We start from the raw sequence: 13,122 nt of genomic DNA, 5'->3' as shown, positions 1-13,122 counted from the left end.
GATGACCACCGCAACGCCAACTGTCGCCGCTGGCACCCAGAAGACCGACGGCACCCCGACCACCACTGGCGGACGGGTCCGCAAGCGGCTGAACAGCCGCACCGCCACCCTCGTCTCAGTCATCATCGCGGTGGCCTGGACCATTCCGACCTTCGGCCTGCTCGTCTCCTCACTCCGACCGGAAGACGAGATCAAGACCACCGGCTGGTGGACGGCCTTCACCAACCCGCAGTTCACGTTCGACAACTACCAGCAGGTCCTGTTCGGGCGGTCGTCGTCCTCCGGGCAGCTCGCCGGGTCCTTCATCAACTCCCTGGCGATCACCATCCCGTCGGTGCTCTTCCCGCTCGCCTTCGCCTGCCTGGCCGCGTACGCGCTGGCCTGGATCAACTTCCGCGGCCGGGACTGGGTCTACATCGCGATCTTCGCGTTGCAGATCGTGCCGCTGCAGATGGCCCTGGTGCCGCTGCTGAGGTTCTTCTCCACCGGGGTCAGCCTCGGCGGCGTCACCCTGATGCCGGCCTGGGACCTGGTCGACGAGCAGAAGTTCGCCCAGGTGTGGTTCGCGCACACCTGCTTCGCGCTTCCGTTCGCCGTCTTCCTGCTGCACAACTTCATCTCGCAACTGCCGGGTGACCTGATGGAGGCGGCCCGCGTCGACGGGGCCACCCACCCGAAGATCTTCCGCACCATCGTGCTGCCGCTGATCACCCCGGCACTCGCGGCGTTCGGCATCTTCCAGTTCCTCTGGGTCTGGAACGACCTGCTGGTCGCGCTGATCTTCGCCGGCGGCAGCAACGAGACCGCCCCGCTCACCGTCCGGCTCGCCGAGATGGCCGGCACCCGGGGCAACGAGTGGCAGCGCCTGACCGCCGGCGCGTTCGTCAGCATCGTCGTACCGCTCATTGTTTTCCTGTCCCTGCAGCGCTTCTTCGTGCGAGGTCTGCTCGCCGGCAGCGTCAAGGGCTGACCCGCTTGCCCGCCGCCGCCTGGCCCCTCGGGCGGCGGCGGGCGCTCCGGGCACCGAGCGGGGGAACCGTGACGAGGATTGATGATGTGGCCCGGCTGGCCGGAGTGTCCACGGCCACCGTCTCGCGGGCCCTGCGCGGGTTGCCGACGGTCTCGGCCGCCACCCGACGCCGGGTGCTCGCCGCCGCCGAGCAGCTCGACTACGAGGTCTCACCGAGCGCGTCCCGGCTGGCCGGGGGCCGGACCGGCACGGTCGCGGTGGTGGTCCCCCGAATCACCCGCTGGTTCTTCAGCACCATCGTCGAGGCGGTCGAGGAATACCTCCACCAGTCCGGCTACGACCTGCTGCTCTACAACCTGGGCGGCCGGGAGCAGGTCCGCCAACGGGTCCTGCGTACGGCCAACCTGCACAAGCGGGTCGACGCCATCATGCTGGTCGCCACGCCACTGCGGCCGGCCGACATGACCGCGCTGGCCGCCCTGGAACTCCCCGGGGTGACCATCAGCTCGGGAAGCAGGGTGCCCAACTGGCCCTGCGTCCGCATCGACGACGTGGCCGCCGCCCGGGCCGCCACCCGGCACCTGCTCGACCTCGGGCACCACCGCATCGCGCACATCTCCGGTGACCCGGACGACGAGCTGGCCTTCACCACCCACCTCGACCGCCGCCGGGGCTACCAGGCGGCACTGCGCGCCGCCGGTCTGCGGCTCGACCCGACCCTGGACGTCGAATCCACGTTCACCATCGACGGCGGCACCCGGGCCACCGAGGAGCTGCTGGCCCGCGGCGAGCCGCCGACCGCGATCGTCGCCGCCTGCGACGAGATGGCGATGGGCGCGATGACCGCGCTGCGCGACGCCGGACTGCGGGTGCCGCAGGACGTCAGCGTCATCGGCATCGACGACCACGACCTGGCCGGCGTGCTCGGGCTCAGCACCATCGCCCAACCCGCCGCCGAGCAGGGCAGACTGGCCGCACGGATGTTGCTCGACCCGCTCGAAGCCCGACCTCCGGGCCCACTCCTGGGTCACCAGGGCACCGACGGCGCCACGCCGGTGATCCTGCCCACTCGGCTGGTGGTCCGGGACTCGACCGCACCACCCCGGGCACACTGAAGAACTTCAACCATCGCCGCCGGCCGGTGGCTGGCGGCGATGCGGCCGGCAGGAGCACCGCCGGCAGTCCACCCACAGCTCGACACGGGAGAAGACTCTGAACACCGATCCGACGCAGCAGACCCCCTCCGGTCACCCGATCACCGGCTGGTGGACCGAGGCGACCATCTACCAGATCTATCCCCGCTCGTTCGCCGACTCGGACGGGGACGGCATCGGTGACCTACCCGGCATCACCGCCCGCCTCGACCACCTCGTCGAGCTGGGCGTGGACGCGGTGTGGCTCTCCCCGTTCTACCCGTCGCCGCAGGCCGACGCCGGCTACGACGTGGCCGACTACCGCGACATCGACCCGCTGTTCGGCACCCTCGCCGACGCGGACAAGCTGATCGCCGAGGCCCGGTCCCGCAGCCTGCGGGTGATCGTGGACCTGGTGCCGAACCACACCTCGTCCGCGCACCGCTGGTTCCAGGCCGCCCTGCCCGCCGCGCCCGGCAGCCCGGAGCGGGCCCGGTACATCTTCCGGGACGGCCTCGGCCCGACCGGTGACCAGCCGCCGAACGACTGGCAGAGCGTCTTCGGCGGCCCGGCCTGGACCCGGACGGTCGACCCGGACGGCAAACCCGGCCAGTGGTACCTGCACCTGTTCGACACCGGCCAGCCGGACCTCAACTGGGACAACCCGGAGGTCCACGCGGAGTTCCTGGACGTCCTGCGGTTCTGGCTGGACCGTGGCGTGGACGGCTTCCGGGTCGACGTGGCACACGGCCTGATCAAGCAGGCCGACCTGGCCGACTGGCAGGAGCCGCAGGAGATTCTCTCCGGCAACGAGATCGACAAGCCGCGCCCGCCGATGTGGGACCAGGACGGCGTGCACGAGATCTACCGGCAGTGGCGGCAGGTCCTGGACAGCTACCCGGGCGAGCGGGTGCTCGTCGCCGAGGCGTGGGTGGAGCCGGCCGAGCGGCTGGCCCGCTACGTCCGCCCGGACGAGATGCACCAGGCGTTCAACTTCGAGTACCTGCTGGCCGCGTGGACCGCACCGGCCCAGTACGCGGTGATCACCCGCTCGTTGGAGGCGACCGACTCGGTCGGCGCGCCGACCACCTGGGTGCTGTCCAACCACGACGTGGTCCGGCACGCCTCCCGGCTCGGCCTGCCGGTGGGCGGCGGCCGGCCCAACGGCATCGGCACCGGCGACCCGCAGCCGGACGCGGCCCTCGGCCTGCGCCGGGCCCGCGCAGCCACCCTGCTGATGCTCGCTCTTCCTGGCTCGGCGTACCTCTACCAGGGCGAGGAACTGGGGCTGCCCGAGCACACCACGCTGCCCGACGAGGCCCGGCAGGACCCGACCTGGGAGCGCAGCGGGCACACCCAGCGTGGCCGGGACGGCTGCCGGGTGCCGATTCCGTGGGAGGCCGACGCCCCGTCGTACGGTTTCGGGCCCACCGACGCGAGCTGGCTGCCGCAGCCCGCGCTCTGGGCGGAGTACGCGCTGGACCGCCAGCGCGACGTGCCCGGCTCCACGTACGAGCTGTACCGCGCGGCGCTGCGGCTGCGCCGCGAGCACGGGCTGGGTCGCGGCACCCTGGAGTGGGTGTCCTCGGGCGACGAGACGCTGACCTTCCGCAACGGTGAGCTGACCGTGCTGACCAACTTCGGTGCGGCCCCGGTGCCGCTGCCGACCGGTGCCGAGGTGCTAGCCACCAGCGCACCCCTGAACGACGACAACGCGGTCCCGACCGACGTGACGGTCTGGCTGCGCTGACCCTGACCCGAGTCCGTGAGGGGCCAACATCAGGGATGTTGGCCCCTCACGCTCGCCCGAGGCAGCACTTTCGGAGATGTTGCGCGGATCAGGGCGGGCGTGCGGGCGGGGCGGGCGGTGGGGGCGGCGCACGCGGGTCAGAGGCGGTCGGCGCGGGTGTGCAGCAGGTCGTGCACGTTGTCGATGTCCTCGGGTGAGGTCCGCGAGGCGAGCCAGTACATGACACCGGTGGGGATGAAGAAGAGCTGGAACGCGGCCAGCCCGACGGCGAAGTTCAACGGCGGCGGGAATGCCGCTCGCAGCCCCTGGAACGCCACCCCGACCAGCCCGTTGCCGGCCGCGCGACCAACCCCGTTGACCAGGTTGCCCAGGCTGTAGACCGTGCCCCGGTGCTCGGGTGGGTTGACGTCGGCGATCAGCGCGAACCAGTTCGGCGAGTTGGCCGAGGTCAGCGCGAGCGCGACGATCGCGGTGAGCAGGCTCAGCCCCACCGACGGCTCGGTGAAGACGCTGGCCAGCACCGCGCCGACGACCGCGCCGCCACTCGCGCCGTCCGGCACGTCGATGGTCACCGGGACGAAGAACAACACCAGGTAGAACGGCAGCGCCGCGAGGATGCCGACCGCGGCGACCAGGGCCCGCCCTCTCGGCGTACGCCGCTGTGCCGCGTCGCCGATCAGGCCGCCCACGATGGAGAGCACCCCGCCGAGCTGGAACAGTGTGGCGAAGACGCTGCCCACGACCACCGCTGTCGACGTCGAATATCCCTGGGCCTCGGCCCGTTCGGCGAAGAGCACCGGCAGCCAGACCAGCGAGCCGAAGGCGGCCTGCGCGGTAAGGCCCTGCAGGATCAGCCACCGGTTGGTCCGTCGGGCCAGGATGCGCGGTAGGTCGGCGCGGCTGATCCGATAGTCGTACTCGGCGCCGGCGTCCAGCCTGCCAGCCAGTTCCGGCTCGCTCTGGCCACGGCGGACGTCGTACGTGAACAGGTACGCGAGGGTGGCCGCCAGGCCGACGCCGGTCAGGAGCAGGAACGGTCGCCGCCAGTCAGCCGCCCCGAGCAGCCCGCCGAGGAGCGTGCCGGCCAGGGTGCCGATCCCCTGGGACAGCCCCCAGAAGCTCATCACCAACCCCCGCCGGGTCGGTGAGATCAGGTCGGTGACCACCGAGAAGCCGACCGAGCCGACCGCACCGAGGCCGACCGCCGCGACCAGTTGTGCGGCGAGGAACGTGAGGTAGCCGCCGGCGAGCGCGCTGCCGCCGGTGCCCGCCGCCCAGAGCAGCGTGCCCACCATGAGCAGCGGCTTGCGGTTGGTCCGGTCGCCGACGTACGCCCAGCCGACCGCCGCCACGGCGCTGACCAGGAAGCTGACCGCGGTGACCAGACCGAGCAGCCGCCCCGACACGGAGAACGCGTCGGAGATCGGGCCGTACAGCGGCGGCACCAGCCCGATCGCCACGTTGTCCAGGGAGGCGAGCAGCACGAACACGACGACGCTGTACAGCCGGTGTGCCGGGCCACCGCCCCGGCCAGGCGGGCGTGGGCCGGACTGCGCCCGCCCCTGGCCGGGCCCGCCACTGGTCACCGTCATGACCGGCAGCCAACCAGACTCCGTCGAGCAGGTCGTCACGCGGGTGGGTGCCGGTCACCGTCGACCGGCACCCACCCACGTCGATCCCGACGGTCAGCGCCGGTCGAGAACCAGTCCGCGAGCCGCGGCGTACTGCTCACGCACCGCGGGGACGGGCTCGGCGGCGTACTCCTCGGTGCCCTCGACCGCCCAGACCGGCGGCGTGGGACCGCCCAGGGCGACCCAGGCGGCCTGCCGGGCGGCGCCGTCGGCGACGTACTCCCCGGCGGGCGGGACGACGACCGGGCAGCCGAAGACCTGCGGCGCGATCCGACGGACCGCGGCCGACCTGGCTCCGCCGCCGACCAGGATGACCCGGCGGGCGGTGGCACCCTGCGCGGTCAGCGCGTCCAGGCCGTCGGCGAGGGCGCAGAGCATGCCCTCCACGGCGGCCCGGGCCAGGTGCGCGGGGGTCGACGTGCGCAGGGTCAGGCCGTGCACAGCGCCGGTGGCGAGCGGACGGTTCGGCGTTCGCTCACCCTCCAGGTAGGGCACCATGACCAGCCCGTCCGCACCGGCTGGCGCGGAGAGCGCCAGCTCGGCCAGCTCGTCCAGGCTGACCCCGAGCATCGCGGCGGCGGCGTCCAGCACCCGGGCCGCGTTGAGCGTGGCGACCAGCGGCAGGAAGCGACCGGACGCGTCGGCGAAGCCCGCCACCGCACCGCTCTCGTCGGCGGCCGGCACGTCGGCGACGCTGAACACGGTGCCGGAGGTGCCGATCGAGACGATCACGTCACCGGGCCCGGCGCCGACGCCGAGCGCGGCGGCGGCGTTGTCCCCGGTGCCCGCGCCGAGCAGCGCGCCGCCCGGCCCACCCAGCACGTCGGACAGCTTTCCCGCCGACTCCGCCGGACCGAGCACCTCGGGCAGCACCAACCGCCGGCCGAAGCCCCGCTCCAGCAGGTCCAGTCGGTACTGCCCGGTGGCCGGCGACCAGTAGCTGGTGCCGCTGGCGTCACCCCGGTCGGTACGCAGCGCGTCCAGCCCCGGTGCGCCGGCCAGCCGCCAGGTCAGCCAGTCGTGCGGCAGGCAGACGGCCGCCACCTGGGCTGCCCGCTCCGGCTCGTGTGTGGCCAGCCAGCGCAGCTTGGTGAGGGTGAAGCTGGCCACCGGCACGCTTCCGGTGGCCTCGGCCCAGAACCGACGCCCGGCCGCGCCGCCGCCGGCCTCCTCGACGAGGTCGGCGGCGGCGTCGGCGGATCGGGTGTCGTTCCACAGCAGCGCCGGGCGGACCACCCGGCCGTCCTCGTCGAGGCACACCATGCCGTGCTGCTGGCCGGCGACCGAGATCGCGGCCACGTCGGCCAGCCCACCGGCCTGGTCGGCGGCACTACGCAGTGCCTGCCACCAGGCTTCCGGGTCGACCTCGGTGCCATCCGGGTGCGGCGCCCGGCCCTGCCGGAGCAGGGCACCGGTCTCCGCGTCCCGGATGACCACCTTGCAGGACTGGGTGGACGAGTCGACGCCTGCGACCAACGGCATGGCGGGGCCTCAGCGGGCGCCGAGCAGGTGCTCGACGGCGAGCTGGTTGAGCCGGACGAAGGCGTAGCCCCGGGCGGCCACCGCGTCGACGTCGACATCCTCGAACGCGGACCGGTCGGCCAGGAACTCGTCGTAGCTCTCGCCCGCGCCGAGCGTCGGCGTGTTCAGCTCGCCGACCTTGCTGGCGGCAAGTGCCTCGACGACCTCGGGGTCGGCGCGGAACGCCGCTGCCCGCTCCTTGAGCAGCAGGTAGGTGCTCATGTTGGCCGCCGCCGAGGCCCAGACACCGTCCATGTCCTCGGTGCGGGAGGGCTTGTAGTCGAAGTGCCGGGGGCCGTCGTAGGTAGGCCCGCCGTTCGGGCCGCCGTTCTCCAGGAGGTCCACCAGGGCGAACGCGTTCATCAGGTCACCGTGACCGAAGACCAGGTCCTGGTCGTACTTGATGCCACGCTGGCCGTTGAGGTCCAGGTGGAACAGCTTGCCCTGCCAGAGCGCCTGGGCGATGCCGTGGGCGTAGTTGAGCCCGGCCATCTGCTCGTGACCGACCTCCGGGTTGAGGCCCACCATCTCCGGGTGCGCCAGCTGGGAGATGAAACCGAGCGCGTGCCCGATGGTCGGCAGCAGGATGTCTCCGCGCGGCTCGTTGGGCTTGGGCTCCAGGGCGAACCGCAGGTTGTAGCCCTTGTCGATGACGTACTGGGTGAGCAGGTCCACCGCCTCGCGGTAGCGGTCCAGCGCGGCGCGGACGTCCTTGGCGACGTCGTACTCGGAGCCCTCGCGGCCACCCCACATGACGAAGGTGCTCGCGCCCAGCTCGGCGGCCAGGTCGACGTTGCGCAGCACCTTGCGCAGCGCGTACCGGCGGACGTCGCGGTCGTTGCTGGTGAAACCGCCGTCCTTGAAGATCGGGTGGGTGAAGAGGTTGGTGGTGACCATGGGAACCACGAGGCCGGTCTCGTCGAGAGCCTTGCGGAACCGGGCGATGTGCTGGTCACGGGTGGCGGCGTCGGCGCCGAACGGGATCAGGTCGTCGTCGTGGAAGGTGATGCCGTACGCGCCCAGCTCGGCGAGCCGGTGCACCGCCTCGACCGCGTCGAGCTCGGGGCGCGTCGCGTCACCGAACGGGTCGCGGGCCTGCCATCCGACGGTCCAGAGCCCGAAGGAGAACTTGTCGGCGGGAGTGGGACGGGGTGCCATGAGCGACCTCCGGGTGGTGGTGTTGTCCGCTATTTGTTCAGCCATTGAATTATTTGCTCGCCCTATGGCACTGTCAAGGGGTGAGCCTCACCCACGCCCCGGCCGGCGCAGTCCGTCAGGGCAGTCTGCGCGAGCTCAACCTCGCCCTGGTGCTCGGCCGCATCGCCGCAGCCCACCGTCCTCCGTCCCGGGCCGACCTGGCAACAGCGACCGGCCTGACCAGGGCCACCGTCTCCGCGGTGGTCGAGGACCTGCTCGCCGGCCACCTGGTCAGCGAATCCGACCCGGCGCCCCGCTCCGGCGCCGGCCGTCCGGCACGCGGGCTGGTCCTGGCCGACCAGGGGCCGGCCGGGCTCGGCCTGGAGGTCAACGTCGACTACCTGGCGGTGTGCGTGGTGGACCTCGCCGGCCAGGTCCGCCATCGCACCGTGCACCGGGCCGACCTGCGCCCGGTGGCCCCCGCCGACGCGCTGGCCCAGCTGGTCGAGATGGCCGTGGCGGCCCGCGACGACGCCACCGAGCGGGGCCTCACCCTGGTCGGGGCCGCGCTCGCGGTGCCCGGCCTGGTGGACGACGCCGGGATGGTCCGGCTCGCGCCCAACCTCGGCTGGCGCGACGTGCCCGTCCCCGCACTGCTCGCCGAGCATCCGCCGCTGGTCGAGCAGGTGCCCGGCGTGCCCGTCCTGGTCGTGGACAACGAGGCCAACCTCGCCGCGCTCGGTGAGCTGCACTCCCGGCCACCCGGCCCGTCCAGCTTCCTGCACATCTCCGGAGAGGTGGGCATCGGCGCCGGCATCGTGCTGGACGGGGCGCTGTTCCGCGGCGTGCGCGGTTGGAGCGGTGAGATCGGGCACCTTCCGGTCCACCCCGAGGGCCGTCCGTGCCGCTGCGGCGGGCAGGGCTGCCTGGAGCAGTACGCCGGCCAGGAGGCGATCGTGACCGCTGCCGGGCTGGCCCGGGCGGAGCTTCCGGCGGACACCGCGACGGCGCGGCTGGCCGAGCTGGCCGAGGCCGGCAACGCCGACGCGCTCCGGGCGCTGCACGACGCCGGAACGGCGCTCGGCGTCGCGGTGGCCGGCGTCGTGAACCTGCTCGACCTGGACACCGTGGTGCTCGGCGGCGGGTACGCGGCGCTCGCGCCCTGGCTGTGCCCTCCCGTGCTCGCCGAGATCGCCAGCCGGGTGCTGACCGCCGCCTGGTCGCCGGTCACGGTCCGGCCGTCGACGCTCGGCGCGGAGGCCGCCGCGGTGGGTGCCGCCGGCTCGGTGGTCCGCCGGATCGTCGCCCAGCCCGCCGGGTGGCTGGCCCGCTCCGGCTGATCGACACTGCGCGCTGGGCGTCTGTCGGTGCGGATCGGTATCCTTGCCCCTCAGCAACGATGCCGTGTGAGGAGTCGAGAAGCAGCATGCGCACGAGTCGTCAGACGCGAGCCGGCGTGCGGCGGTGACCACGACCCGGCAACCCAGCGGCACTCCGCTGCCAGCCGACCCGCCGTTGGCCCGCGAGCTGCTCGACGGTCTCGCCGAGGCGGTCCTCACGACGGACGAGACCGGCCGGGTCACCCTGCTCAACGCCATGGCGGCGGAGCTGCTCCCGGAGATCACCGTCGGCACCGAGCTGTCCCGCTGCCCGGTGGCGGCCCTGGCCCGGGCGGTCGCCAGCGACGCCGACCACTTCGACGCCGACCACCGGGGCCGACGACTGCGCGGTGCCCGGCGACAGCTCGCCGGCTCCCGCTTCGCGTGGTACGTGCGCGACGCCACCGAGGAGCACGCCCGCGCCGACGCCCTGCTCGCCGAACGCTCCCGCACCGCCTTCCTCGCCCAGGCCGGCAGCCGGCTCGGGCTGTCCCTGCACCGGGACCAGGTGCTCCTGGCAACCACCACCCTCGCGGTTCCCTACCTGGCCGACGTCGCCGTGGCCCTGCCCCGACCGGCCGCGCCGGCCGAGCCGCACGCCCGCTGGATCCGGTACGCCGACGGCGAGCCCGCCCCGGTCAGCGGGCTGGCCCCGGCGACGCTGACCGACACCGTGCCCGGGCTCGCCGAGGCGCTGACCGGCGACCTCACCGAGCCGAGCCGTTGGCGCGACACCGAGCTCGCCGACCTGGCCGCCATGCTGCCGCCCGGGTTCGGCCACCCCGGCATGGTGCTGGTCAGCCCGATGCTCGGCGCCGAAGGGTCGGTCGGCGCTCTGCTGCTCGTCCGACGGGCCGGGCGGGCCGACTTCGACCCGCGCGACATCGAGCTTGCCCGGGAGTTCGCCGCCCGGGCGGGTGCCGCGCTGGCCACGGCCGACCTCCATGGCGAGCAGGCCCATCTGGCCCGGGTCCTGCAGGCCAGCCTGCTTCCGCCCGAGCTGCCCTCAGTGCCCGGCGTGACCCTGGCCGGCGGCTACCGGGCCGCCGGAGACAGCCTGCGCATCGGAGGCGACTTCTACGAGGTGTTCCCGCACCCGCGCGGCGCCCTGTTCGCGCTCGGCGACGTGTGCGGCAGGGGCGTGGGCGCAGCCGTGCTGACCGGCCGGGTCCGCCAGTCGTTGCAGACGCTGCGGCTTGTCGAGCAGCGCCCGCTGGAGCTGATCGACCTGCTCAACCGGGCGTTGTTCGATGCGCCGGACGCGGCGCGGCGCAGTCAGCTCACCACTCTGCTGCTCGGTTCCCTCCAGCGCGCGCCCGACGGGGTGGACATCCGGATCGCCGGCGGGGGCCACCCGGCACCGCTGCTGGTCACCACGGACGGCACTGTCACCCCGGTCCCGGTCGGTGGCATGCCGGTCGGGGCGCTGACGGCCCCACGGTTCGCCGAGACCCGGGTGCACCTCGACCCCGGCGACCTGCTGCTGGCGTACACCGATGGGGTGACCGAGGCGCGCGGGCCCCGCGACGGGGTGATGTTCGGTGAGGCCCGGCTGCGTGCGGCGGTCGCGGCGGCGGCCGGGCAGCCGCCGGCGGCGCTGATCGACCGGGTGCTCGGGGCGGTCGACGACTGGTTGGACGGGCAGGCCCACGACGACGTCGCGATGCTGGCCGTCTGTGCGTCGGTGCCGGCGTGAGTGGGCCCGGCCGGAATGTGCGCGACCCGCTCACGGCCGCACCAGCCCGCAGCGGCGCGATCAGGCGGTTCGCGCCACCGGTGGGCCGCCGGCCGGCCAGTCCCGGGTGGGGCCGACCGAGCGTTCCTGGTCACCCGACGAGCCGGCCCAGGCCCCACGGGTCTGCAGGCCCGGATCAGTGGGCAGAGACCGGCCACCTGGCCGGTCCGGGCCCGGCCAACCCTCCTGCTCCGCCGGCTCGCCCAGTGCCGACGTGGCGTGCGCCTGCTGACGGCGACCGACCTCGTCGAATTCCCGCATCCCGCGCAGCAGCGCGTCGCGACCCTCCGGGCTCATCCCCGCCAGCACGGCCCCGAGCTGTTCCTGACGATCCGCCCGCAGCTCGGCGAGGAGCCGGCGGGCCTCCGGGGTGAGGTGCAGCGAGATCTCCCGCCGGTCGAAGCGGCCCGGCTCGCGCTCCAGCATGCCGGCGGCGACCAGCCGGTCGCAGAGGCGACTGGCTGAGCTGAGCAACATGTCGAGCTGGGTGGCGAGCCGACGCAGGTTGATCCCGTCGGACTGTTCCACCACCATCACGGCCCGTAGCTGGGCGCCGGAGACACGACTGGCGGTCCCCTCCCGGGCAGATTCCCAGATGCCCAGCAGGCTTGCGGCCACCGCGTCCAGCGCGGCAGCCATACTCGTCTCGGGGTCCGTCGGACCGCTCACATCGGCCATGGTGGGCCGAGAATACTCCGAACCCGCTGGTGGTCGAGCTTTAGCAAGGGAGCGACGATGAGCGAACCGGTCAGTCAGGCACGGCGCGCCCTGAACCAGACACCGGCCGACCGGCTCGTCATTGGCGTCGGCGAGGTGCTCGGCCGGTCGTACGGGATCACCGACGTCGAGCTGTACCAGGTCGACTACCGGCTCGCGGAGCTCCTGCCGCTCGGCGACGGTGAGCCGATCGACAGCCCCGGGCACCCCGCCTGGCGGGCCTTCGACCACCAGTCACCGATACTCACCGACGGCAACGGGTGGTTCCCGGTCACCATGCGTGGCGAGCGCCGGGGGGTGCTGTGCCTGTCGCCCGTCCCGGACGACCCGGACGTCCTCGCCGCGCTCGCTGAGATCGCCACGGCGCTCGCCCACGAGGTGGCGGCGGTATCCGCCGGCACCGACGTCTACCGGGCGGCGCGGCGCAGCCAGCGCCTCACCCTGGCCGCCGAGATGCAGTGGGACCTGCTTCCCGGCCGCAGCCGGATCCGACCCTCGTTCAGCCTGGCCGGGCAGTTGGAGCCGGCGTACACGGTGCGCGGCGACAGCTTCGACTGGTCCGACGACGGAGAGCGGCTCTGGCTGGCCACCATCAACGGCACCGGTGAGGGCGTCGCCGCCTCCCTGCTCACCTCGTTGGCCACCCATGCGCTGCGCAACGCGCGCCGGGCCGGGCTGAGCCTGGCCGACCAGGCCGCCCTCGCCGACCAGGCCATCTACGACCTGCACCGGGGCGAGCAGCACCTCTCCGCGTTGCTGATGGAGCTGGACCTGCGCTCCGGGACGATGGCCGTCGTCGACGCGGGCTCACCCCGACTGGTCCTGCTGCGCGGCGGGGACGTCACCGAGCAGCCCCTGGAGGCGCAGTTCCCGCTCGGCATGTTCGAGGCGACCGACTACCACGAGCAGAAGTTCCCGCTGGAGCGCGACGACCGGCTCTTCGTCGTCAGCGACGGAGTGCTGGAGGCCACCGGGCAGCACATGCGCTACGGCGAGACGGCACTGGACCGGTTCCTGCGCCGGACGGGGCCGATGGCGCCACTGGACGCCGTCCGGTCGCTGATCGGTGACCTGCGCGCGTTCGTGGCCGGTGACCTGGTCGACGACGCGGTGGTCGTCTGCCTGGACTGGTACGGCCCGCAACCCTGA

General features: G+C 73.2%; 10 protein-coding genes. 6 read left to right on the top strand and 4 right to left on the bottom strand.

Annotated features, from left to right (window positions below; all coding sequences use genetic code 11):
• Window position 1: 1 nt before the first annotated feature.
• The 3 genes from KBX46_RS27685 (at window position 2) to KBX46_RS27675 (ending at window position 3,853) form a co-directional block, all read left to right on the top strand.
• Window positions 2–970, top strand: a complete 969-nt coding sequence (locus tag KBX46_RS27685) for a carbohydrate ABC transporter permease (protein ID WP_210794840.1) — start codon at window positions 2–4, stop codon at window positions 968–970.
• 68 nt (window positions 971–1,038) lie between these two features.
• Window positions 1,039–2,085 carry a LacI family DNA-binding transcriptional regulator gene (locus KBX46_RS27680; RefSeq protein WP_210794838.1) on the top strand — a complete coding sequence of 349 codons (1,047 nt, stop codon included), beginning with the start codon at window positions 1,039–1,041 and terminating at the stop codon, window positions 2,083–2,085.
• Window positions 2,086–2,182: 97 nt separating this feature from the next.
• Entirely contained in the window at window positions 2,183–3,853 is a 1,671-nt protein-coding gene (locus tag KBX46_RS27675; RefSeq protein WP_210794909.1) for a glycoside hydrolase family 13 protein, read from the top strand.
• Window positions 3,854–3,990: 137 nt separating this feature from the next.
• Here the strand turns inward: KBX46_RS27675 and KBX46_RS27670 are convergent, their stop codons facing one another.
• The 3 genes from KBX46_RS27670 to xylA all read right to left on the bottom strand — a co-directional run bounded on the left by KBX46_RS27670 (window position 3,991) and on the right by xylA (window position 8,163).
• On the bottom strand, window positions 3,991–5,445 hold the full coding sequence (locus KBX46_RS27670; protein ID WP_247668291.1) for an MFS transporter: 1,455 nt from the start codon (window positions 5,443–5,445) through the stop codon (window positions 3,991–3,993).
• 93 nt (window positions 5,446–5,538) lie between these two features.
• On the bottom strand, window positions 5,539–6,966 hold the full coding sequence (xylB, locus tag KBX46_RS27665) for a xylulokinase (RefSeq protein WP_099848106.1): 1,428 nt from the start codon (window positions 6,964–6,966) through the stop codon (window positions 5,539–5,541).
• A gap of 9 nt (window positions 6,967–6,975) precedes the next feature.
• Window positions 6,976–8,163 carry a xylose isomerase gene (gene xylA, locus KBX46_RS27660; RefSeq protein ID WP_088949857.1) on the bottom strand — a complete coding sequence of 396 codons (1,188 nt, stop codon included), beginning with the start codon at window positions 8,161–8,163 and terminating at the stop codon, window positions 6,976–6,978.
• A gap of 80 nt (window positions 8,164–8,243) precedes the next feature.
• Here xylA and KBX46_RS27655 point away from each other — a divergent pair, with 80 nt between their 5' ends.
• Together KBX46_RS27655 and KBX46_RS27650 are read left to right on the top strand one after the other, a co-directional pair.
• Window positions 8,244–9,482, top strand: coding sequence for an ROK family transcriptional regulator (locus KBX46_RS27655; RefSeq protein WP_210794836.1), 1,239 nt, complete (start codon window positions 8,244–8,246; stop codon window positions 9,480–9,482).
• A gap of 124 nt (window positions 9,483–9,606) precedes the next feature.
• A complete protein-coding gene (locus tag KBX46_RS27650) occupies window positions 9,607–11,217 on the top strand; it encodes a PP2C family protein-serine/threonine phosphatase (protein ID WP_210794834.1) in 1,611 nt (536 codons plus the stop codon).
• A 60-nt stretch (window positions 11,218–11,277) separates the two neighbouring features.
• Here the strand turns inward: KBX46_RS27650 and KBX46_RS27645 are convergent, their stop codons facing one another.
• A complete protein-coding gene (locus KBX46_RS27645) occupies window positions 11,278–11,925 on the bottom strand; it encodes a MarR family winged helix-turn-helix transcriptional regulator (protein WP_231927130.1) in 648 nt (215 codons plus the stop codon).
• A 66-nt stretch (window positions 11,926–11,991) separates the two neighbouring features.
• Between KBX46_RS27645 and KBX46_RS27640 the strand changes: the two genes are divergently transcribed.
• Window positions 11,992–13,122: a PP2C family protein-serine/threonine phosphatase gene (locus KBX46_RS27640; RefSeq protein ID WP_210794832.1), complete on the top strand. Its 1,131-nt coding sequence runs from the start codon at window positions 11,992–11,994 to the stop codon at window positions 13,120–13,122.

The sequence above is a fragment of the Micromonospora sp. C81 genome (assembly GCF_018070425.1).
Taxonomy (GTDB): Bacteria; Actinomycetota; Actinomycetes; order Mycobacteriales; family Micromonosporaceae; genus Micromonospora; species Micromonospora zamorensis.
The sequence above is the reverse complement of the archived record's forward strand: the minus strand, read 5'-3'. Positions and strand labels throughout refer to the sequence as shown.